Source organism: uncultured Comamonas sp., from assembly GCF_964277875.1.
Lineage (GTDB): Bacteria > Pseudomonadota > Gammaproteobacteria > Burkholderiales > Burkholderiaceae_C > Comamonas > Comamonas sediminis.
Genome location: NZ_CAXYJV010000047.1, coordinates 1 through 21,710, shown reverse-complemented (window position 1 = coordinate 21,710; position 21,710 = coordinate 1). Strand labels below are relative to the sequence as shown.

The 21,710-nt window shown below is 65.6% G+C and carries 14 protein-coding genes, 1 tRNA gene and 1 riboswitch; of the genes, 6 read left to right on the top strand and 9 right to left on the bottom strand.

Annotated features, from left to right (window positions below; all coding sequences use genetic code 11):
• A complete protein-coding gene (locus tag ACHWUQ_RS19015) occupies positions 1-1,398 on the top strand; it encodes a YihY family inner membrane protein (protein WP_312455892.1) in 1,398 nt (465 codons plus the stop codon).
• A 106-nt stretch (positions 1,399-1,504) separates the two neighbouring features.
• Here ACHWUQ_RS19015 and ACHWUQ_RS19010 read toward each other — a convergent pair whose 3' ends face one another.
• The 4 genes from ACHWUQ_RS19010 to ACHWUQ_RS18995 form a co-directional block, all read right to left on the bottom strand.
• A complete protein-coding gene (locus tag ACHWUQ_RS19010) occupies positions 1,505-2,368 on the bottom strand; it encodes a PoNe immunity protein domain-containing protein (protein ID WP_239811578.1) in 864 nt (287 codons plus the stop codon).
• A gap of 231 nt (positions 2,369-2,599) precedes the next feature.
• The gene (locus ACHWUQ_RS19005; protein WP_394682071.1) at positions 2,600-3,433 is read right to left on the bottom strand and encodes an alpha/beta fold hydrolase; all 834 of its coding nucleotides are present in this window, start codon (positions 3,431-3,433) and stop codon (positions 2,600-2,602) included.
• Positions 3,434-3,450: 17 nt separating this feature from the next.
• A complete protein-coding gene (locus ACHWUQ_RS19000; RefSeq protein ID WP_394682070.1) occupies positions 3,451-3,873 on the bottom strand; it encodes a GNAT family acetyltransferase in 423 nt (140 codons plus the stop codon).
• Positions 3,873-5,171, bottom strand: a complete 1,299-nt coding sequence (locus ACHWUQ_RS18995; RefSeq protein ID WP_394682069.1) for an O-acetylhomoserine aminocarboxypropyltransferase — start codon at positions 5,169-5,171, stop codon at positions 3,873-3,875. The genes ACHWUQ_RS19000 and ACHWUQ_RS18995 overlap by 1 nt, the downstream gene beginning before the upstream one ends.
• A 139-nt stretch (positions 5,172-5,310) precedes the next feature.
• On the opposite strand from ACHWUQ_RS18995, the gene ACHWUQ_RS18990 reads away from it, so the two are divergent.
• Positions 5,311-5,763: a CBS domain-containing protein gene (locus ACHWUQ_RS18990; RefSeq protein ID WP_230771119.1), complete on the top strand. Its 453-nt coding sequence runs from the start codon at positions 5,311-5,313 to the stop codon at positions 5,761-5,763.
• Between the two features lie 99 nt (positions 5,764-5,862).
• Here ACHWUQ_RS18990 and ACHWUQ_RS18985 read toward each other — a convergent pair whose 3' ends face one another.
• A complete protein-coding gene (locus ACHWUQ_RS18985; RefSeq protein ID WP_394682068.1) occupies positions 5,863-7,209 on the bottom strand; it encodes a citrate synthase family protein in 1,347 nt (448 codons plus the stop codon).
• Between the two features lie 112 nt (positions 7,210-7,321).
• On the opposite strand from ACHWUQ_RS18985, the gene ACHWUQ_RS18980 reads away from it, so the two are divergent.
• A complete protein-coding gene (locus ACHWUQ_RS18980; RefSeq protein WP_394682067.1) occupies positions 7,322-8,797 on the top strand; it encodes a CoA transferase in 1,476 nt (491 codons plus the stop codon).
• 48 nt (positions 8,798-8,845) lie between these two features.
• Positions 8,846-9,949 (top strand): chorismate synthase, encoded by a 1,104-nt coding sequence (aroC, locus tag ACHWUQ_RS18975; RefSeq protein ID WP_239811583.1) that lies wholly within the window; start codon positions 8,846-8,848, stop codon positions 9,947-9,949.
• Between the two features lie 77 nt (positions 9,950-10,026).
• Here aroC and nrdR read toward each other — a convergent pair whose 3' ends face one another.
• The 3 genes from nrdR to ACHWUQ_RS18960 form a co-directional block, all read right to left on the bottom strand.
• Positions 10,027-10,518 (bottom strand): transcriptional regulator NrdR, encoded by a 492-nt coding sequence (gene nrdR, locus ACHWUQ_RS18970; RefSeq protein WP_313335543.1) that lies wholly within the window; start codon positions 10,516-10,518, stop codon positions 10,027-10,029.
• A 20-nt stretch (positions 10,519-10,538) separates the two neighbouring features.
• On the bottom strand, positions 10,539-11,783 hold the full coding sequence (gene glyA / locus ACHWUQ_RS18965) for a serine hydroxymethyltransferase (RefSeq protein WP_239811585.1): 1,245 nt from the start codon (positions 11,781-11,783) through the stop codon (positions 10,539-10,541).
• A gap of 57 nt (positions 11,784-11,840) precedes the next feature.
• A riboswitch (ZMP/ZTP riboswitch) is annotated at positions 11,841-12,003 on the bottom strand.
• Between the two features lie 126 nt (positions 12,004-12,129).
• Positions 12,130-13,101 carry a lytic transglycosylase domain-containing protein gene (locus ACHWUQ_RS18960; RefSeq protein WP_239811586.1) on the bottom strand — a complete coding sequence of 324 codons (972 nt, stop codon included), beginning with the start codon at positions 13,099-13,101 and terminating at the stop codon, positions 12,130-12,132.
• Positions 13,102-14,292: 1,191 nt separating this feature from the next.
• On the opposite strand from ACHWUQ_RS18960, the gene ACHWUQ_RS18955 reads away from it, so the two are divergent.
• Complete coding sequence (locus ACHWUQ_RS18955; RefSeq protein ID WP_394682066.1) at positions 14,293-18,261, top strand: DUF748 domain-containing protein; 3,969 nt, start codon at positions 14,293-14,295, stop codon at positions 18,259-18,261.
• Between the two features lie 390 nt (positions 18,262-18,651).
• Positions 18,652-21,405: a DUF349 domain-containing protein gene (locus ACHWUQ_RS18950; protein ID WP_394682065.1), complete on the top strand. Its 2,754-nt coding sequence runs from the start codon at positions 18,652-18,654 to the stop codon at positions 21,403-21,405.
• 189 nt (positions 21,406-21,594) lie between these two features.
• Here ACHWUQ_RS18950 and ACHWUQ_RS18945 read toward each other — a convergent pair.
• Positions 21,595-21,679 (bottom strand) — tRNA-Leu (locus tag ACHWUQ_RS18945).
• Positions 21,680-21,710 lie beyond the last annotated feature (31 nt).

Here is a 21,710-nt window from a genome sequence, read left to right as displayed (position 1 = left end):
ATGTACGTAAGTGATGAGAAAAACGCGGCATCTTTGCAGGTGCATCGGCGCCAGGGATGGGCGCTGTGGTGGCAGCAGTTTGCGGCGTTTCCGTGGCGCAATACCGTCAACACCTTGCGCACGCGCTTCGGCGAGGACCGCCTGGGCCTGACGGCCAGCAGCCTGACCTTTACCACGATGCTGGCGCTGGTGCCCTTTTTCACGGTGGCGCTGGCCTTGCTCACCGCCTTTCCGATGTTTGCGACGGTCGAGGCGCAGTTGCAGCGCTGGCTGATCGAGAGCCTGATCCCCAGCACCATTGCGAGCCAGGTGCTGGGCTACATCACGCAGTTTGCGTCCAAGGCCAGCCGCCTGGGTCTGGCCGGCCTGAGCTTTTTGCTGGTGACAGCGCTGGCGCTGATCCTGACGATGGACCGTACCCTGAACAACATCTGGCGCGTGCGCCAGCTGCGGCCGCTGGGCCAGCGCGTGCTGATCTACTGGGCGGCCATGTCGCTGGGCCCGCTGGTGCTGGCCTCCAGCCTGGTGCTGACGTCGTCGGTGGTGGCGGCCTCGCGCAGCGCCTTTGGCGAGCTGCCGTACCTGATCCGGCTGGCCTTTGATTCGCTGGAGTTTGTGCTGCTGGCATCGGGCGTGACTGCCATGTACCGCTATGTGCCCAACACCCATGTGCGCTGGCGCGATGCGCTGGCCGGCGGCCTGTTCGTGGCCGTGGGCATCGAGGTGGCCAAGAAGGTGCTGACCTTGTACCTCGTGCATGTGCCGACCTATTCGACGATCTATGGCACCTTTGCCACTTTGCCAATCTTGCTGATCTGGATCTATGTGGCCTGGGTGATCGTGCTGCTGGGCGCGGTGGTGGCTGCCTACCTGCCCAGCCTGCTGGCCGGCGTGGCGCGGCTGCCGCTGGCGCAGAGCTGGGATTTTCAGCTGGCACTGGAATGCCTGCGCGCGCTCAACCTGATGCGCTACCAGCCCGAAAAGGGCCTGTACCTGCACCAGCTTGCCACCCGCCTGCAGGTGGAGGATGTGCAGCTGCATCGCGCACTCGATGTGCTGTGCCAGCTCGACTGGGTGGGCGCTGTGGTGGATGTCGATGAACGCCGAACCGGCACGGGTGCGCCCGAGAGCCAGCATGACATGCGCTATGTGCTGCTGATCGAGCCTGCGCAGACCCTGGCCGCGCCGCTGGTGGCTGCGCTGATGCTCGATCGCAATGAAGCCACCGAGCCGCTGTGGTGGCACAGCGGCCTGGACCAGATGGTGCTGATTGCGTTGCTGGAGCGCCGCCAGTGGCTGCCTGATGCGGCACCGGAGCCCGAGGAGCAAGCGCCAGCGCAGGCGCTGGCGACGGTGCCGGGTGATGAGGGGGACCAGGCCGTGCCAGCCAAGGCCTGAGCGTTGTTTCAGGGGCCGAAGGTGCTGCGTCCTTCAGGCCGCTTGCTGGCTTGGCTGCGCCGGCCGCCACCTGCACCCGCTTGCGCGGAGGGGCGCTACACGCCCTTCAGTGGACGGCGAAGCTGGCCTCGTTGAATGCCAGCCGCTGGCGCGCCAGCGCCACCATGTCGGCGGGGTAGCAGCTGAAGGCGGTCAGTGCGCTGTCGTCGAGTTCATACAGCACCACCAGCGCGGCGACCTCCCAGGCCCAACGTGGATGGTGTTCGCCCATGCCGATCAGCCGGCCAATGGCCGCCAGCGCGGGGTGCGGCTGGCTGCTGTAATGTTCTTCCAGATAGTGCTGCAGTGGCGCGGTGCCCAGCTCGGTCTGCTCGAAGAAGGCGGCCAGATCGGCATAAGGTTTGGGGCAGAACACCTGGGCGGAGGCCTCGTCCTTGTCGCAGGCGACGGCGCTCAGGTAGTCGAGCAGGCAGTCACAGCGGTTGCCCAGCAGCCGTTTGACGATGCCCGGGATCAGTTCCTGGCGCTCCAGCAGGATCGGCAAAGCGAGCAGCTGCACAGCAGCCGGGTAGTTGTTGGAGGCGGGGTTGAACGGCTGCACCGCCTGCGCAGGCGTGGCCGCAGCGCTGCGCATGAAATCTGCGTATTCATTGCACCAGTGCAACACGTGCTCGAACAGACCTTCCATCGCACGCGGGGGCAGGCCACGGCTGTAGGCCAGGTCCAGCAGCGCCAGCGACTGCAGCGCAGCCCGGCACCAGCCGGCGCGCGCTGCGCGCTGGCTGTCGGCGTCCAGATCCTGCACGTCCAGACCATAGTAGCCATGGCTGGAGAATTCATGCAGGCTTGACAACTGGTCCGCCCAGGTCTCCGCCCAACGCTCCAGGTCCATGTCCACGCGTGGCCGCAACAGGTGCCAGGGTTGTGCCTGGCAGTGCTGCAGCAAACAGGGAAGGGCCTTGTATTGCATAAGTCGTATGTATCCGGTCTGCAGCTTTTCAGATGCAGCTGTCTGGGCCTCCATCAGCCTAGTGGATAGGCTAACGCATTTGCTGCCTAGATTGCGGCATTTTCTGCGGAGGCTTACGCCTTCTTACGCCAGATACATACGGGATGGACTGCTACAAAAACAAAAGCAATCACACCATAGCAAAACTGGTGGCGCCATTTAGCGCAGCTATTGTCGCGCCGCAGCACTTTCTCAGGCGGCGCGCTGGGAGGCGGGCCGGGCCTTGAGAAAATCATGGATGGCGAACAAGGTCTCATCGGGCGACTCGGTCATCTGGTTGTGACCGCAGGGCACCATGCGGACCTGCACCTGCTTGCCGGCCGCCTGGGCTGCATCCACCAGGCTGCGCGCGGCGCGGGCTGGGGTCATCAGGTCTTGCTCGCCCAGCACGAACAGCACCGGGCAGGCCAGCGCGGCCATGGCGGCCTGGCCGTTGCGGTAGCTGTCGCAGGCGACAAAACCGGTGTGCAGCAGGTTGGTATCGCTGTTGCTCGCCTGCACGCGGCGGGCCAGCGCCATGCCTGCGCCAAACACCCAGCTGCCGGCACCCGAAGGGGGGGCCAAGGTCGCGCGCGAGAAGGTCTGCACCATGCCAATGGCCTGGTCAGTGGCGTTCAACGCTTGCTCCAGCAAGGCGGGCGCGACCTTCATCGGATCGGCAGTGCCGACCAGCACCAGGTGGCTGATGCGTTCGCCCAGGCGTGCGGCCGCTTCCATCGCAATCAGGCTGCCCCAGCTGTGGCCGATGAGGGCGGCGCGCTCCAGCCCGGCGGCATCGAGCAGCTGGGCGATGGTGTCGGCGGCCTGCTCCACACTTTGAGGCGCCGCGCCACCGCTCTTGCAGTGCCCTGGCAGGTCGATGGCCAGCACATTCCAGCCATGGTTGGCCAGGTAGCGGCTTTGCAGCGCCCAGACGCTGTGGTCGCACAGCACGCCGTGGATGAAGATGGCAGTGGGCTGGTTGGCATTGAGCGCCTTGCCGCCGGTGTAGGCATACAGGTCGGCACCTTGAACTTGGATTCGCATGTCTGTGCTCCGATGGTCTAGATGTCTGCAATCAGCCGCTTGCCCAGGCTCACGGTGTGGTCGTCGCTGTAACCCAGGCTTTCATAGAAGGCGATAACGGCCTCATTGCCGGCACGCACCTGCAGGTTGAGCTTGGGGCAGCCCAGCGCGGTCAGCTCGGCCTCGGCGCGCTGCATCAACTGGAGCGCATGGCCCTGGCGCTGGTGCTTGGGGTGCACGGCCAGGTAGTTGATCCAGCCCCGGTGGCCGTCATAGCCGACCATGATGCTGGCCATCACCTCGCCCTGGTCATCGACACCGACCCAGAACAGCTCGGGCGAGACGCTGAGCTTGCGCGCGATGTCCTTGTGCGGATCATTCCAGGGGCGGTAGAGGCCGCAGTCATGCCACAGCTGCACAACGGCTTCGGAATCCTGCAGTGCAAAGACACGGATTTCCATCATGCAGCCTTCTCTGCGGCCTTGAGCGCCCGCTTGAGGTCGTCGATCAGGTCGTCGGCATCTTCGAGGCCGATGGACAGGCGGATCGTGCCCTGGCTGATGCCCGCCTGCGCCAGCGCGTCGTCGTGCATGCGAAAGTGCGTGGTGCTGGCCGGGTGGATGACCAGCGAGCGGCAGTCGCCGACATTGGCCAGGTGGCTGAAGACCTTGAGCGTCTCGATGAACTTCTTGCCCTGGTTGCGGTTGCCGGCAATGTCAAAGCTGAACACCGAGCCCGCGCCGCGCGGCAGCAGCTTTTGCGCCAGCGCGTGCGAGGGGTGGCTCTCGAGCAGGGGGTGGCCCACGCGGCTGACCATGGGGTGGCTGGCCAAGAACTGCACCACCTTTTCGGTATTGCGCATATGGCGCTCCATGCGCAGCGGCAAGGTTTCGATGCCTTGCAGAATCAGCCAGGCGCTGTGCGGGCTCATGCAGGCGCCGAAATCGCGCAGGCCTTCGCGCCGTGCGCGCAGCAAGAAGGCGCCGGTCGTCGATTCCTCGCTGAACACCATGTTGTGAAAGCCGTCATAGGGCTCGGTCAGCTCGGGGAAGCGGCCGGACTTCTCCCAGTCAAAACTGCCCCCATCGACGACGATGCCGCCGATGACGGTGCCGTGGCCGGAGAGGAACTTGGTGGCCGAGTGGTAGACGATGTCGGCGCCATGCGCAAAGGGCTTGATCAGCCACGGCGAGGTCAGGGTGGAGTCGACCAGCAAGGGTACGCCGGCCTCATGGGCGATGGCCGAGACCGTGGGGATGTCCAGCACATCAAGGCCGGGGTTGCCGACGGTCTCGCCAAAGAACAGCTTGGTATTGGGCCGCACCGCAGCGCGCCAGCCGTCGATATCGCCGGGTTTGACGAAAGTCGTCTCGATGCCAAAGCGGGCCAGCGTGTAGTGCAGCAGGTTCTGGCTGCCACCGTAAAGCGCGGTGCTGGCAACGATATGGCTGCCCGCCCCCATCAGGGTCGCAATCGACAGGTGCAACGCGGCCTGGCCGCTGGCCACCGCGATCGCGCCGACGCCCCCTTCGAGTGCGGAAACGCGCTGCTCCAGCACCGCGTTGGTGGGGTTGCTGATGCGGCTGTAGACATGGCCGGGCCGCTCCAGATTGAAGAGGCTGGCCGCGTGGTCGCTCGACTCGAAGACGAAGGACGTGGTCAGGTGGATGGGGACGGCACGGGCGCCGGTGGCAGGGTCCGGCTGGGCGCCGGCGTGCAGACTCAGGGTGTCAAAGCCGGGATCGGTATAACCGGGCATGGCGTATCTCCGCGATGTTGTCGTTCTGGACGGGCATTGTCGGCTATATTTAGCAGACCCGGATTGGCAGGCCTGTCGCCGATGCGTTTGCATGCAGGCGGGTCCCACCAGCATCGGAGAACGGTACAAGGAGACACCCATGAAAGTCAGCGATATCCTCCGCCTCAAAGGCAACACCCTCTACACGGCCAGCGTCAATGACCCTCTGGGCGACGCGATCCAGACCATGGCAGAGAAGGACATTGGCTCGCTGGTGGTGATGGAGCACGGCGACGTCGTGGGCATGTTGACGTTCCGCGAGGTGATCGTCGCCATCGTCAACAACGGCGGTACCGCCGGCAGCATCCTGGTGCGCAGCGTGATGGATGACGCACCTTTGACCTGCACGATGGAGACCGACATGGACGAGGTGCGCCGCATGATGCTGGACCGCCATGCGCGCTACATGCCGGTGATGGACAAGAAGATGCTGATGGGGGTGATCAGCTTCTATGACGTGGCCAAGGCTGTCGTCGACAGCCAGAACTTCGAGAACAAGATGCTCAAGGCTTATATCCGCGACTGGCCGGTGGAAGGCGAGACCGATTCCTGATGCACCGCCGGCGCAGCTTGCGGTGCGCCGGTTCTGCTCAACACCTGCAACACGGGCGGCCTGCGAGGCCGCTTTTTTGCGTCTGGGCTTGGGTGCCGGTCAGAAACGGATGATCCGCCCCGGGATGCTGCTGGCGGGGTTGCCGGTAGGGCCCGTGTCCGCAGGCGGGGGTGCGGTGTCAGCCGGCAGGCCCACATACTGCGCGCGGGGGCGGATCAGCTGGCCGCTGGCGCGCTGCTCGAGCGCATGGGCCAGCCAGCCTGCGGTGCGGCCCAGCGCAAACAGCACAAAGGCGGCGCCCGCTGGCAGGCCCAGGCCGCGCTGGATGGCCACCAGCGCATAGTCCAGACTGGGGTGCAGGCCGGTGTGGCGGTGGACGCTGGCCAGCAAGGCGCTGCGGGCCGCATCGGCAGGCAGCAGGCGCAGCAGCCGCTCGCTGCGCGGGTCGCCGGCCGGGTAGAGCGGGTGGCCAAAGCCTGCGCAGTAGTGGGGGCTGCCGTGGATGCGGGTGCCGGCCAGCAATTGGGCGAGCGAGGGCGGCAGCGTGCCGTCGGCCTGCGGCGCCGCATGCCAGTCGTCCCAGTGCCGGTCGATCACCGCCGTCATCCCGCCGTGCAGCGGGCCGCTGAGTGCCGCCAGGCCGGCGCCGAGGCTGGCATGCAGGCTGGCGCCTGTGGAGGCCACCACGCGGGCCGCAAAGCTGGAGGCATTGAGCTCATGGTCGGCGCAAAGCACCAAGGCCTGGCGCAGGGTGTCTTCGCCCGCTGCATCCACTTGCCAAAGGGCTGCGAGCTGCTGGTGGATGAGCCCGCCGGCCGCAGATGTTGCCGTATCCGTGGCTGGCCACCCGGTCAGCACCCCCAGCATCTGCTGCAGCAGCGGCCCAGGCCAGCCAGGATGGGCCAGCGTGGGCTCGCCAGCAGGCAGACTGTGCCAGGCGCGCAGTGCCTGCTCGGGCGGGCGGGGTTGTGGCACGGGCTGTGTCGCGGCTGCTGTGACTTCGGTGCCTGTCGTGCCTGCAGTGCCTGGCATGGGTGCGCTGGGGGGTGCTGCCGCGAGGGGCTGGTCCAGCAGCAGCGCAGCCGTGTCCTCCAGGCTGGCATGCTGCGCCCATTGCAGCGCATGGCGGCCCCGGTAATACAGCTGGCCCTGGCTGACCTGGGTGATGGCCGAGCGCAGCACCGGTGTGCCCCAATCCAAGGTGGAGCGGGCCAACTGCGCGGGGTTGCGTACCGCTTGCCGCTGGCGCGCCAGGCGCTGCACATCGATACGGGCGTAGACATGGCCGCGCGTGCCCGGTTGGCTGTGCGCCCGCAGGAGCCCCCGGCTCACATAGGCATAGAGGCTGGCGCGCTGCACGCCCAGCATCGCGGCGGCCTGCTGGCTGGTGAGCCAGGGGCTGTCGTTGTCGGCAGGCGGGGTGGGGGCGGGGCGTGCAGGAACCATGTGCCATGCTAATGCAGTGCGGGACATAAGTCAGGTGTACCGAGCCAATCAAGATTGACCCGAGCGGGCGGCAGGTATGCAATGGCGGCCATGTGCCCACCAGGAGAACGCCTTGCCAACCACTGACCACAACACCGCCGCCACCCAAACCCTGGCGCAGCTGCCGCTGCATGCCGCCATCCAGGCCAGCGTGCACACGCTGTGGCAGCAAGCGGGTCTGCCAGCGCAGGCTTTGCAGCCAGGCGCTTTGGCGCTCAGCGGCGACGGCACAGCCTACCCGTCGAGCTTTTGCATCGATGTGGCGGCCCCGGCTGCAGTGGCTGCCAGCGGCCTGGCCAGCGCCTGGATCGACCAGCACCGCCAGCAGCTGCCCATGCCCCCGGTCAATGTGGATGTGGGCCATGTGCTGGCCGAATGCAGCGGTTATTTCACGATAGACGGTGAGCAGCCCAACCTGTGGGCCCCCATTTCGGGCCTGTATGCCTGCGGCGCCGATCTGGGCGAGCCGGGCTGGCTGCGCATCCATGCCAATTTTGACCACCACCGCGATGGCTTGCTGCGGCTGCTGGGCCTGCCCACCGGCGCAGCCACTCCGCGCCAGGCGGTGGCCGATGCGCTCAAAGGCTGGACGGCGCAGGCGGTGGAAGAGCGGGCCGCAGCGCTTGGCCTGGTGGTCGCAGCCGCCCGCAGCCCGCAGGCCTGGCAGGCCCACCCCCAAAGTGCGGCGGTGGCAGCGCAGCCCCTGGTGTCCATCACGCAACTGGACAGCGGCCAGCCCGCCGCAGCCCGTGGCTGGCCTGCGCCTGCCCGGCACCGGCCGCTGGATGGCCTGCGCGTGCTCGACCTGACCCGCATTCTGGCCGGACCCGTGGCCGCCCGCAGCCTGGCCGCGCAAGGGGCCGATGTGCTGATGGTCAATGGCCCGGGCCTGCCCAATATCGACGCCATTGCCGATATGAGCCGGGGCAAGCGCTCGGCGTTGCTGGACCTGAAAACGCAGACAGGCCAGCGCAACATGGCCGCGTTGCTGGGCCAGGCCCATGTGCTGCTGCCGGGTTACCGGCCTGGCGCGCTGGATGCGCTGGGGCTGGAGCCGCAGTCTGTCGCCCGGCTGCGGCCCGGCATTGTGTATGCCAGCTTGTCGGCCTACGGGCGCAGCGGCCCCTGGGCCGACCGGCGTGGCTTTGATTCGCTGGTGCAGACCGTTTGCGGCATCAACTGGGCCGAGGGCCAGGCTTTTGGCAGCACGGGGCTGCGGGCGCTGCCGCTGCAGATTCTGGATTACAGCGCGGGATTTTTGCTGGCCTTTGGCATCCAGGCGGCCTTGTACCGCCAGGCGACGCAAGGCGGCAGCTGGCATGTGCAGGTATCGCTGGCGCGGGTGGCGCAGTGGCTGCAATCCATGAGCCAGCGGCCAGTAGCCGCTGCGCCGGCACCGGCCGCAGTACCGCCGGAAGCCTATCTGGAAACCATGGACACCGGCTTTGGCCGCCTGCGCGCGGTGCGCCACAGTGCAGTGCTGCAGGGCCTGCCCAGTGGCTGGCCCCATGCCGGCCAGCCGCCCGGGGGTGACCAGCCCTGCTGGTGAGCCCTGCGGGGCTGTGCGGGGCACTGGCATCAGTGATAATGGCGGGCTATGAGCGGCAATACCTTCGGCACCTTATTTACTGTTACCAACTTTGGCGAATCCCATGGCCCGGCGATTGGCTGCGTGATTGACGGCTGCCCACCGGGCATGGCGTTGAGCGAGGCAGACATCCAGCAGGATCTGGACCGCCGCCGCCCCGGCACCAGCAAATTTGTCACCCAGCGCAATGAGCCCGACAGCGTGGAGATTCTGTCGGGCGTTTACGAGGGCAAGACCACGGGCACGCCGATTGCGCTGCTGATCCGCAATACCGACCAGCGCAGCAAGGACTACTCCAATATTGCGCAGAGCTTTCGCCCGGGCCATGCCGACTATGCCTACTGGCACAAGTACGGCATCCGCGACCCGCGTGGTGGCGGCCGCTCGTCGGCCCGGCTGACGGCGCCTACCGTGGCGGCCGGCGCCGTGGCCAAGAAGTGGCTGAAAGAGAAGTTCGGCACCGCGTTCCGCGCCTGCATGCTGCAGGTGGGCGAGGTGGCCCTGCCGTTCGAGGACTGGGCGCATGTGCCCAACAACCCGTTTTTTGCACCGGTGGCCGATGTCAGCCGCTATGAAGACTATATGGATGCGCTGCGCAAGGCGGGCGACTCCTGCGGCGCGCTGATCCGGGTGCAGGCCAGCGGTGTGCCGGTGGGCCTGGGCGAGCCGCTGTATGACAAGCTCGATGCCGACATCGCCTACGCGATGATGGGCCTCAATGCCGTCAAGGCGGTGGAGATCGGCGCTGGTTTTGACAGTGTGGCCCAGCGTGGCACCACGCACGGTGATTCGCTCAGCCCCCAGGGCTTTCGCAGCAACAATGCCGGCGGCATTCTGGGCGGCATCAGCACCGGCCAGGACATCGAGATCCGCATCGCCATCAAGCCGACCAGCTCCATCATCAGCCCGCGCGAGTCCATCGATACCGAGGGCAACAGCACCGAGGTCATCACCAAGGGCCGCCACGACCCCTGCGTGGGCATCCGCGCCGCACCGATTGCCGAGGCCTTGCTGGCCATGGTGCTGATGGACCATGCGCTGCGCCACCGCGCACAGAACAGCGATGTGCAGCTGGATGTGGGCCCGATCGCTGCGGAGGCGCCGCAGTCCTGACGCGCAGGGGCCGGACCGGCACCGGTCTGGCGCACCCACGAAAAAAAGCGAACCCTGGGGTTCGCTTTTTTTATCGCTCAGTCCTTTTTACGGGCGCCGTCTTTTTTGGCAGCCGGCGGCGGGGTGGTCACCTCGTCAACGATGGACTTGAACTGGTCAATGTCCTCGAAGCTGCGGTAGACGCTGGCATAGCGGATGTAGGCCACCTTGTCGAGCTTTTGCAGCTCGGCCATGACCAGCTCGCCGATCAGATGGGTCTGCACCTCGCGCGCACCCAGGGTGCGCAGCTTGTCTTCGACATGCTCGAGTGCCATGTCCACCTTGTCGATGCTGACCGGGCGCTTGCGCAGCGCCAGGCTGAAGGAGCCGCGCAGCTTGCTGCGGTCATAGTCGATGCGCCGGCCGTCCTTTTTGACGATGACCGGCAGGCTGACTTCGGGCCGCTCATAGGTGGTGAAGCGCTTTTCGCAATGGCCGCATTGGCGCCTGCGCCGTACAAAGCCGCCGTCTTCTGCAACACGGGTCTCCACCACCTGGGTATCGGGATGGCTGCAGAAGGGGCATTTCATAGGCGCGGGCGCTGCTCAGATCAACGGTAGACGGGGAAACGTGCGGTCAGGGCATTGACCTTTGCGCGCACGGCGGCGATGTTGGCCTCATCACGGGGGTTGTCCAGCACGTCGGCGATCAGGTTGGCGGTCAGGCGCGCTTCTTCGTCCTTGAAACCACGGGTGGTCATCGCAGGCGTACCGATACGGATGCCGCTGGTGACCATCGGCTTTTCCGGGTCGTTGGGGATGGAGTTCTTGTTGATCGTCATGTGGGCAGCGCCCAGCACGGCTTCGGCTTCCTTGCCGGTGATGCCCTTGGCGCGCAGGTCCACCAGCATCACGTGGCTTTGCGTGCCACCGGAGATGATGCGCAGGCCGCGCTCGGTCAGGGTCTCGGCCACGATGCGGGCGTTGGTCTTGACCTGCTGGGCATAGGTCTTGAACTCGGGCGACAGCGCTTCCTTGAAAGCCACGGCCTTGGCAGCGATCACGTGCATCAGCGGGCCGCCTTGCAGGCCGGGGAACACGGCCGAGTTGATGGCCTTTTCGTGCTCGGCCTTCATCAGGATGACGCCGCCACGTGGGCCGCGCAGGCTCTTGTGGGTCGTCGTCGTCACCACATCAGCGTGGGGCACGGGGTTGGGGTACTCGCCTGCGGCGATCAGACCGGCATAGTGGGCCATGTCCACCATGAAGATCGCGCCGACATCCTTGGCCACCTTGGCAAAGCGGGCGAAGTCGATTTCCAGCGAGTAGGCCGAAGCGCCAGCGATGATCAGCTTGGGCTTGGTCTCGTGCGCCTTCTTTTCCATGGCGTCGTAGTCCAGCTCTTCCTTCGCGTTCAGGCCGTAGGAGACGACGTTGAACCACTTGCCGGAGATGTTCAGCGGCATGCCGTGGGTCAGGTGACCGCCTTCGGCCAGGCTCATGCCCATGATGGTGTCGCCGGGCTTGAGGAAGGCCAGAAAGACTGCTTCGTTGGCGGAGGCGCCGCAATGGGGCTGCACGTTGGCCGCTTCAGCGCCAAACAGCTGCTTGACGCGGTCGATCGCCAGTTGCTCGGCGATATCGACAAATTCGCAGCCACCGTAGTAGCGCTTGCCGGGGTAGCCTTCGGCGTACTTGTTGGTCAGCTGGGTGCCCTGAGCCCACATCACGGCAGGGGAGGCATAGTTCTCGCTGGCGATCAGCTCGATGTGCTGCTCTTGACGCTGGTTTTCGGCCTGGATGGCTGCAAAGAGTTCGGCGTCGGTCTGTTCGACAAGGATGTTGCGTTGGTACATGGCGGTCGTTGGAGTCAGAAGTGAGCCCTGCCTGCCAACGTTGAGGGTGGCAAAAACAGGGGCTGCCCAGGCGCACGGCTAACACGTGGCGGGTGCGGGGGACGGTGGGCCCGCCCTGGCACTGCACGGTACGCTCCCCGGTGGTTGCTGCAGGCCGGGCCTGCATTCCACGTCAACAATCCGGTCATACAGATGTCTATCGCCAGTCGCGTACCCGGCTAGTGTAGCCGAGGCCACAGCGCGCTGGAGGCAATGGGTTTATCGCGTTCGGCGGTAAAGACCGGGCCCCCAAGCAAAAAGCACCCTCAAGGGGTGCTTTGCCAGGGGGTGAGAGGAAAGCCTGCGCTCAGGAGCCCATGGCCACAGCGGTGGCCTCGGCCTTGGCAGCGGCAGGCAGCGCAGCTGGCTTGTCAGCCAGTGCCACCGTCTCGGCGGCCGCGGCAGCAGCGCTGTTGCTGGCCGCCTTGGCCTTGTCTGCCACGGTAGCGGCTGCTGCCGGCATATCTGCCTGGGCAGACAGCGATGGCTTGGCGGCGGGAGCCACCGGTGCCTTGGGGGTGTTGCTGCGGCCTTCGGCGACTTGCTTGATGCGGAAATGCTCGGCCATCACCTTGGCGGCGTAACCGCCATCGGTGGGCAGGTTGGCAGCGCCCACATAGTACTTGAGGCCACCTTCGAGCGAGCCAGCGCGTTCAATGCACTCTTGCAGCACCTTGACACCCACCCGCAGATTGGTCACCGGGTCAAAGGCCGCAAAGTGGCCGCCGAAGTGCTCGTACTTGTCGGTGTGGATCTTGGTCATGACCTGCATCAGGCCTTGCGCACCCACCGAGCTCTGGGCGAAGGGGTTGAAGCTCGATTCCACAGCCATGATCGCCAGGATCAAGGTGGGGTCGAGCTTGGTGTCCTTGCCGACCTGGTAGGCTTCAGAGACGAGCACGGCCAGTGGCTCGGGTGCGACCCGGTATTTCTTGGCCAGCCAGTAGGCGACATTGGCCTGGTTGCGGGGCAGCTGCTGGGGATTGCTGGCAGTGGCGCGGTCCACGGCGGCCATCATTGCCGCGTCATCGGCGGCGCTGACGTCCGCATCGGCAATAGCGGCATCAGCCGCCGGCGCCTGCGTGCGTGCCTGCAACCAGCTGCGCAACTGCGCTTCGCCCGCATGGCGAAGGTCATCACGCGACACCAGGGTGAGGGCGCAGAACGCCACCACCAGACCGATCAAAGCAAAACTGTTGTGTGCCATGGTCATCAGACCACGGCTGATGGTGGCGCTCAACGAGCGCACACCGGCATCCACTTGCGCGGGAGCCGTCATAGGGATTTTTCCTTTCAAAGTCCCACCACCTCCAAGCGCCCGGTAGGTCCTACATCGGGCGGGGGTCTGGCAGGGTGGGGCCGCACTGTCCTGTGCGGCCACCGGCAGGCCATCTGCGCAGCAGACGGCCCTTGTCGTTTCATGCACGCTCTTGCGTGTCAGGGGCTACGATCAAAACACCGGGAGGGTGTTGACTAAAAAATCAGCAATCAATGCAATGGGCTGAATTCTAGAAGCTTGCTTAATACACAGTCAACACTATTAAATGGCGAAATTAGAAAAAAAAGTAATAAAAAAACGTGTATAGCGGCGCGTCGCCGGCGCGGATCCGGTCGGTGGCGACCGGGCCGCAGCGCGCCGTATGTCCGGCAGAAAAAGCACCGCCGCTTGGGTGCCATCGCGGCGTAAGGCATAGGTCTTGATAGTCTGTATTTAATGTTTTTAATAACGTGATTGGTATAAAGGATTCGATGAAAAGTCAATCTTTATCAAATGCCGCGCAGCTTTTCTGCTCTGTTTTTATGCACAGCAGCGGTTCCATTCGCGTATCAGCGGTGACAGCCGCCCAGCCGAAGCGGCGAACTGACAACGTTGTCGGACCCGCGCCGACAAGGCGATTGCTGACTTGATTTGGGTCAGGGGCCTCGCGTCATCAAACGGTCATCGCAGCGGCCACCGGTTTCACAGTAAATTGCCAAAAAACTGTATAAAAACCAGGTTAAATGCCGCAATAACCTAGAACCCCATCAGGTTTTTGGTATTTGTACCTGGGTAAAAATAGTGCAAATGCCTAAATTCCTCATCGGCGTGGTGTTTTTGCCGACCCATTTGGGCCGCGCCGCGTGCGGCAGCACGCAGCCTGCTCGGGCGGGAAGGCCGGTCGGTCGCGCCCGGACCGGCCAGGTCACACCGCCGAGCTTCTTCGCGTTCGGCAGGGCAGGGCGCCGCCCGCTCCGGCGCGCTGCAGCCCTTGCAGGTGTCCATGGAAACCAGGCCTTTCCTCTATATATATGCAGGCTTGCATTCTTCTGGGACAGGCCGGCTAGTTTTGAACGATTGTGAACCCGCCACAGATCGCGCTTTTGTGTGCTAAGCCAATGCCGCTGCGGCAGCTTATTTGGGCACAATGGCTCTTGGTACTGCCAACCGGCCTTGTTGTGGCCGTATGGGCGCTGATTGAGGAACGTCGCCGTGAGCGAAACGCAAGAAACAAACAAGAAAAAGACCACAGCGGTGCGCTGGTTGCGCCGGCTGGGATGGTGTCTGCTGGCGCTGCTGCTGCTGTGGGCGCTGTCGTGGCTGCTGCTGCCTTGGCTGCTGCGCACCCAGGGTGAGAAGCTGGGCACCGAAAAGCTGGGGCGGGCGGTGCATATCGGCGCGGTGGAGTTCAAGCCCTGGTCGCTGGAACTGACGGTGCGCGACCTGCAGATCGCGGGCCCCCAGCCCGACAGCCCGGCCATGCTCGCGGTCGAGCGCCTCTATGTGGATGCCGATATCCAGTCCGTTTTCCGGCTGGCGCCGGTGCTCGACGCGATCCAGGTCGACAAGCCGGTGCTGCACCTGGCGCAAACCGCACCCGGCGAGTTTGATGTTGACGAGGTGCTGCAAAAGCTGCGCAGCCCGCAGCCCCAGCCCGATGACGGCAAGACGGCGCATTTTGCGCTCTACAACATCGAGCTCAAGGACGGGCAGGTGGCCTTTCGCGACGACACCGTGGGCCAGACCCACGAACTGAAGGATCTGCAACTGGGCATTCCCTTTCTGAGCAATCTGGAGTCCAAGCGCGAGATCAAGGTGCTGCCCCAACTGGCCTTTGTGCTCAATGGCAGCCAGTTTGCGAGCCATGCCGAGGCCACGCCTTTTGCCGACGACCGCAAGGCAGAAGCCCAGTTTGCGATCAAGGACCTCGACCTCCAGCCTTATCTGGCCTATCTCCCCGCGTCCTTGCCGGTCAAGCTGGCTGCCGGTGTGCTCAATGCCGATCTGGCGCTCGCCTTTGAGCAGCAAGAAAAGACCCAGGTGCGCCTGAGCGGCGAAGTGCATGCCAGCGGCGTGCAGGTGCGTGATGCGGCCAACGGTGAATTGCTGGGCTGGGAGCGGCTGGATGTGCAACTGGCCGATGTGCAGCCTTTGTTGGGGCAGGTGCATATCGCCCAACTGGCGCTGGATGGCGCGCAGCTGTCGCTCAAACGGGGCAAGAATGGCCAACTGAGCCTGCTCGATGCCCAGGGCCAGGCGCTGCCGGGGCGGACTGAGGCAGCCGCTGCCACGGAAAAGGCGGAGCCTGGTCCTCCCGTCGCCCGTGCAGACGCTGCAAGCAGCGACGCCAACGAAGACCAGGCAGAGCCGCAGGTGCCAATGGCCGACTCTGGCGCATCCGCAGGCAAAGCCAGTACTGGCCAGCCCAGCTGGTCGGTGCGGATCGATGCGCTCAAGCTCAGCCGCCTCAAAGGCGTGTGGGTGGATGAAAGCGTGCCGCTGCCAGCGCGCGTGCAGCTCGATGACTTCAGCATGGAGGCGCAGCACATCGCCTGGCCCTTCAAGGAGCCTTTCCAGTTTGAGGGTTCATCAGGGCTCTCGGGTGCCCAGGGCGTGCCGTCCACCGGCCGTCTGGTGTTCTCGGGCAAGGCGACCGACCAGATGGCGGAGGTGGATGTGCGCACCACGGGCCTGCCGCTGCAGCTGGGCGCTTCTTATCTGACCGGCGTGATCGAGCCGGGCCTGCTGGGCACGATAGACAGCGAGATGCAGCTGAGCCGCCAGGGCACCGCCCTCAAGGTGACGCTCGCGCAGATGCGCGTGTCCGATGTGGCGCTGCAGTGCAATATCAAGGCCAACTGTGCGCCGCCCCATGGTGCGGCCATCGGCCTCAAGGGCAAGAACAACCTGCTGGAGCTGCGCCAGTTGCTGGTCCAGGATGCCGTGCTGGACACGGAGGCCCAGCAGGTCAAGCTGGGCTCGGTGCAGCTGGTGGAGCCGGTGCTGGGCGTCTCGCGGGCCAAGGACGGCCGCATGATGTTTGAGGACTGGCTGGTGGCCTCGCAGGCCCGCAAAGCCGATGACCGCAAGCCGGCCGCCCAGGCGGCCACCGGCAAATCCTGGGATGTGCAGCTGGGCCTGGTCAGCATCAAGGGTGCCCAATTGGCTTTCCAGGACGAGTCCACGGCCCGCAAGGTGGCCTTTCGCCTGACCGGCTGGGATCTGGAGCTGCGCGACTATGCGCCTTTGGCGGCCAAGGCCAAGCCCTCGCCACTGAAGCTCTCGGGCCGCATTGGCAGCGGCCGCGCCGAGCCGGGCCGGGTCGCCTATGAAGGCAGCCTGGGTCTGACGCCGCTGTCGGCGGCAGGGCGCCTGAATGTGAGCCAGCTGCCCGTCCATGCGTTTGAGCCCTATGCGGCGGCCTTGCTGCCGGTGCGGCTGATGCGGGCGGATGCCAATTTCCGGGGCACGGTGGATTTTGCGCAAACGGACAAGGGGCCGGTGGTGCATGTCAAAGGTGATGCCGGGCTCGATGATGTGCGTGTGCGCCCCTTGGCGGCCGCCGCATCCCCGGCGCCTGCAGACGATGCGGGCGACGACGATGGCAATGGCGCAGGCGACGCTGGGCGTAAAGCGGCTGCCCCGGCCGCCAGCCGGGGTGCCGGAGCGCTGCGCATGGGGCTGATGGGCGCAGGCGATGACCTGCTGAACTGGAAGCTGCTGAGTCTGCGCGCGCTGGCGCTGGACATGGTGCCCGGCCAGCGCATGAAGGTGCAGGTCGGCGAGACGGCCTTGACCGATTTCTACGCCCGTCTGGTGGTGCAGGAGAACGGCAAGCTCAACCTGCAGGATCTGGGCGCAAGCCGTGGTGCGGCTGCAGCGGGTGAGGCGGCAGCGCCTGAAGGCGTGGTGGTCGAAGCGTCGGGCGGTGCAGCGGTCAGCGCCCCGGCCTCTGCAGCCAGCCCGGAGCCGGCCAACGGGCCGATCATCGACATGGGGCCGATCACCTTGGCAGGTGGTACCGTCAAGTTCAGCGACCAGTTTGTGCGGCCCAACTACTCGGCCGACCTGTCCGAGCTGGCCGGCCGCATGGGCGCCTTCTCGTCCGAGCCCACCGCTGGCCAGTTGCAATTGGCAGAGCTGGAGCTGCGCGGCAAGGCCGAGGGCACCGCGTCGCTGGAGATCACCGGCAAGCTCAATCCGCTGGTCAAGCCGCTGGCGCTCAATATCCATGGCAAGGTGCGCGATCTGGAGCTCTCGCCGCTGACGCCCTACAGCATCAAGTACGCCGGCCACGGCATCGAGCGCGGCAAGATGAGCGTCGATGTGCAGTATGACGTGACGCCCGAAGGCATGCTGACGGCGAGCAACAAGCTGGTGCTGAACCAGCTGACCTTTGGTGATGCCGTGCAAGGTGCGCCGGCGAGCCTGCCGGTCAAGCTGGCCGTGGCCTTGCTGGCCGACCGCAATGGGGTGATCGACCTGGACCTGCCGATCAGTGGCTCGCTCAACGATCCGCAGTTCCGTCTCGCGCCGATCATCTTCAAGGTCATTGGCAACCTGATCATGAAGGCGGTGACTTCGCCGTTCGCGCTGCTGTCGGGCGCCTTCGGTGGCAGCAGCGAGGCCAGCCATGTGCCTTTTGCCCCCGGCAGCGCGGTGCTGGATGCGGACAGCAAGCAAAGCCTGGACAAGGTGGCCAAGGCGCTGGAAGAGCGCCCGGCGCTGCAGCTGACCGTCTCCGGCCAGGCCGACCTGGAGCGCGAGAAGGACGGCTGGCGCAAGGCCCGCATCGATGACCTGGTGCTGGCGCAAAAGCGCCGTGCCACGGTACGCGCCGGCGGCAAGCCCGAAGACGTGCAGGCAGTGAGCGCTGCCGAGTACCCCGCCTTGCTCAAGGATGTGTACAAACGTGCCGATATCCAGAAGCCGCGCAACCTGGTCGGCATGGCCAGCGACATCCCTGTGGCCGAGATGGAAACCTTGCTGCTGACCAGCATCAGCGTGCCCGACAACGCGATGCGCGAGCTGGCGCTGGCCCGGGGCGTGACCGTGCGCGACTACCTGGCCGGCAAGGGCGTGAAGCTGGAACGCTTGTTCCTGGGCAATGCCAAAACCGAGGGCTTTGGCGATGACAAGGACTGGACGCCGCATGCCGAGCTGAGTCTGGCGCCACGCTGAGCGCTGATATGCCACCGATCAAGGGCTGGGCCGCAGGGTACCAGCCCTTTGTTTTTGGCCATACTGCGGTTGAATTACCTTATAGCGATGCCCCGTGTGCTTGGAGTCCTCGCCAAACCGGGTCAAAATAGCACCCAGGGACCCTCTGCACCACTCCCTGCCTCGGCCTGAAGCCGGACTCGGGCGATCCGCTGCGTTGGCTTTGTTGTCAACGTCTGGCTATGGATTGCAAATGACGCTTAGTCGCATGCCGATCCCCGTCCATGCCGCTGGGCGAGGGGGGATGCAGAGGATTCCTGGCGGTGGGCCCATGCCTGCTGCCCTCTTTTTTATGTGCCAATGGCTGCATTGCCCCGCGATGCAGGCCGTATTTACGACTGAACTGACTCCATGTTCCCCTTTATCTCGCGCAACAAGACGCCCGAAACCCCTGAGCCCGCACCCGCACCCGCCAAGGCGGCCGCTGCCCCCCATCCCCTCGATGGTGTCACCGGTGGTGCTTTTTCGGCTGCCACCTCGGGCGAGCGTGCAGCCAAGGTGCGCGAATGGCTGGCCACCAATCCCGGTGCCGAGCAGCTGCAGGAAGTGTTCAAGGAGCTGTCTGCCCGCGACAAGGGTGCCGCCAAGGCCATCCGTGAGCGCATGGACGAGATGCGCCGCGCCAAGGGCCAGGAAGCGATTGCTGCGGAATGGGCTGAAAAGGCCGACAAACTGCTGGGCGCCTCCAAGCTGAACATTGCCGACGCCCTGGCTTGGCAGCGCGACGCCGCCAAGGCCGGTGCGCCGCTGTCGCGCGAGCCGCTGTCTGCGCTCAAGACCCAGCTGGCCGACCGTGTCAAGACGATTGAAGACCTGCAGCACCGCGTGCAGGTGCAGCGTGAGGCGGCGGTGCTGCTGGCCCAGCGCGTCGAAGTGCTCTCCACCAAATCCTACAAGGATGCGCAGTCTGCCGAGGCGGCACTGGCCACCGATGTGCAGCATTGGCAGGACCAGGCTGCGGTGCTGGAAGGCGATGCCAGCTGGGGCAGTGTGGAAGCGCGCTACCCCAGCATGCTGGAGGCCTCCAAGTTGCAGCTGCTGCTGGTCTGGGATGCTTTCCAGTCGGCCCTCAAGCAAACGCTGGCCGCCGCTGACGATGCGCAGGCGCCGCTGCCCACGGTGCCCGTCTGGGCGGACGAGATCCGCGCCGGCCGCGGTCTGCCGACCGAAGTGGAGCAGGCCGCCGCCCGTGCGGCCGCTGCCAAGCCCGCTGCCGACCCGCAGGAATCCAAGCGCGCCAAGCAAGTGGTGCAGGAAGCACTGAAAGCCTTGCAGGCCCACACGGCCGAAGGCCATGGCAAGGGTGCGTCCAGCGCGGCGCAGCAGCTGCGCGCTGCCCTCAAGCAGCATGGCAAGCTGATCGACCAGGATCTGGAATCCCAGGTCAATACCGCGCTGATTGCTGCCGGTGAACTGGAAGGCTGGCAACGCTGGAGCGCCGACAAGGTGCGCGAAGAGCTGCTGGCCAAGGCCCAGGGCCTGCTCGCCCGCCCCGAAGGCCAGGAGCTCGGTGGCCGCAAGCTGCAAGAAGCGCTGCGCCAGCTGCGCGAGGATTGGAAGAAGGCCGACCAAAGCGGCCCCACCAACCATGCGCTGTGGAAAAAGTTTGATGAAGCCTGCAACGCCGCCTACAAGCATGTCGAGGTCTGGTTGGCCAAGGTGCGCGAAGAGGGCGCCAAGCACCGCGCCGAGCGCGAAGCGCTGATCGCCGAACTCAAGGCCTGGGTGGAAGCGCACAAGCCTTCGACCGACTGGAAGCGCATTCAGCGGGACCTGTTCCAGTTTGGTGACCGCTGGCGTGCCAGCGGCCATGTGGGCGAAAAGGCCTATGCGGAACTGCAAGAGGCCTGGAAGGCTGCGCTGCACGAGGCCTCTGCGCCTTTGCATGCGGCCCAGAAGCAGAGCATTGCCCGCCGCGAAGCCATGGTGGCCCAGGCGGTGGAACTGGCCGCTGCGCCCAACCTGAACATTGACGCCGTGCGAGAGCTGCAGCGCCAATGGCAGACCGAGGCCCAGTCCGTGCCGATGGACCGCCGCCATGAGCAAAAGCTCTGGGATGCCTTCCGCAAGCCGCTCGATGAAGCCTTTGCCCGCAAGACGCAGCAGCGCGAGCGCGTGCAGCACCAGCTGAGCGCCCGCGATCAGGCCGTACTCGATGCCTCCAAGGCGCTGGAAGCGGCCAACCACAGCGGCGATGCCGCGCGGATCCAGGCTGCGCTGGACGGCTTGCAGCAAGCGCTGCAGGCCCAGCAAGCGCCCGTGTCGGCGGAGCCGGCAGCTGCTGCACCCGCTTCAGCAGCCGTACCTGCAACGGACAAGGACGCTGCTGCTGAGGCGGCTCCGGCAGAGGAAGCTGCCGCTGAAGACGGTGGCGGTGCGGGCGGCGCAGAAGTGGCGGCTCCGGCCCCCGCACCTGTGCCGCCCAAGCCTGTGATTGCCCAGCGCAGCGGCGATGACCGCCCTGGCATGCGCCGTGATGCACCCGCAGCTGCTGGCCGCACGGGCAAGCCCGGCGGCGACCGCCGTGACGGCCGGGATGGACGCGACGGCCGTGGCCCGCGCAGCGACCGGGGCCAGGAGCGCCGTGGTAGCGACGACCGCTTTGGCCGTGGTGACCGCATGGACCGCGCGCCGCGCGAAGACCGTGGCCCGCGTCTGGGCGATGCCGCTTTCCGCGCCCAGCGCGATGCGGTGGAGCACGCCCAGGCAGCGCTGCGCAAGCTGGCCACCCAGGCCCACGGCCAGGCACTGACGCAGATGATGGAGGCCTGGAGCAAGCGCGATGCTGCGCTGCTGCCCCAGGCGCAGGATCTGGGACGCTTGGCCGGCGGCTCGCGCAACAGCTGGAGCCAGGCCATTGCGGCGCCTGCCGCCGGTGACGGCAGCGAAGCGATGCTGCGCCTGGAGATGGCCGCCGAGGTGCCCACCCCGGCTGAGCACATCAATGCCCGCCGTGCGCTGCAATTGCAGTTGCTGACGCGCCGCAATGACCCTTCGCCGCAAGAGACCTGGCAGCAGGATGTGGCCAAGGTACTGGCCACCAGCAGCGACGAGGCCTCGGCCCGCCGTCTGCAAAACGCCTTGAAGGCCTTGCTGAAGAAGTAAAGCTCCCGCAGCGATCCCACAACGCCCTGTGCTGAAACGCCAGGGCGTTTTTTTATGGGCCTGGCGTTGGACTTATCGGCGCAGAGGCAGGAGTGGCTGGGAGGGGCGGGGCTGTGCAGCGCGCCCGCCCGCATGCTGGCGCGCGGGCAACAAAAAAGCCATTGCACGTGGGTGCAATGGCTTGATGTTTGGTGCCCAGGAGAGGACTCGAACCTCCACGGAGTTACCCGCTAGTACCTGAAACTAGTGCGTCTACCAATTCCGCCACCTGGGCTTTCAGGATGGAGCAATTATAGGGCGGTGTT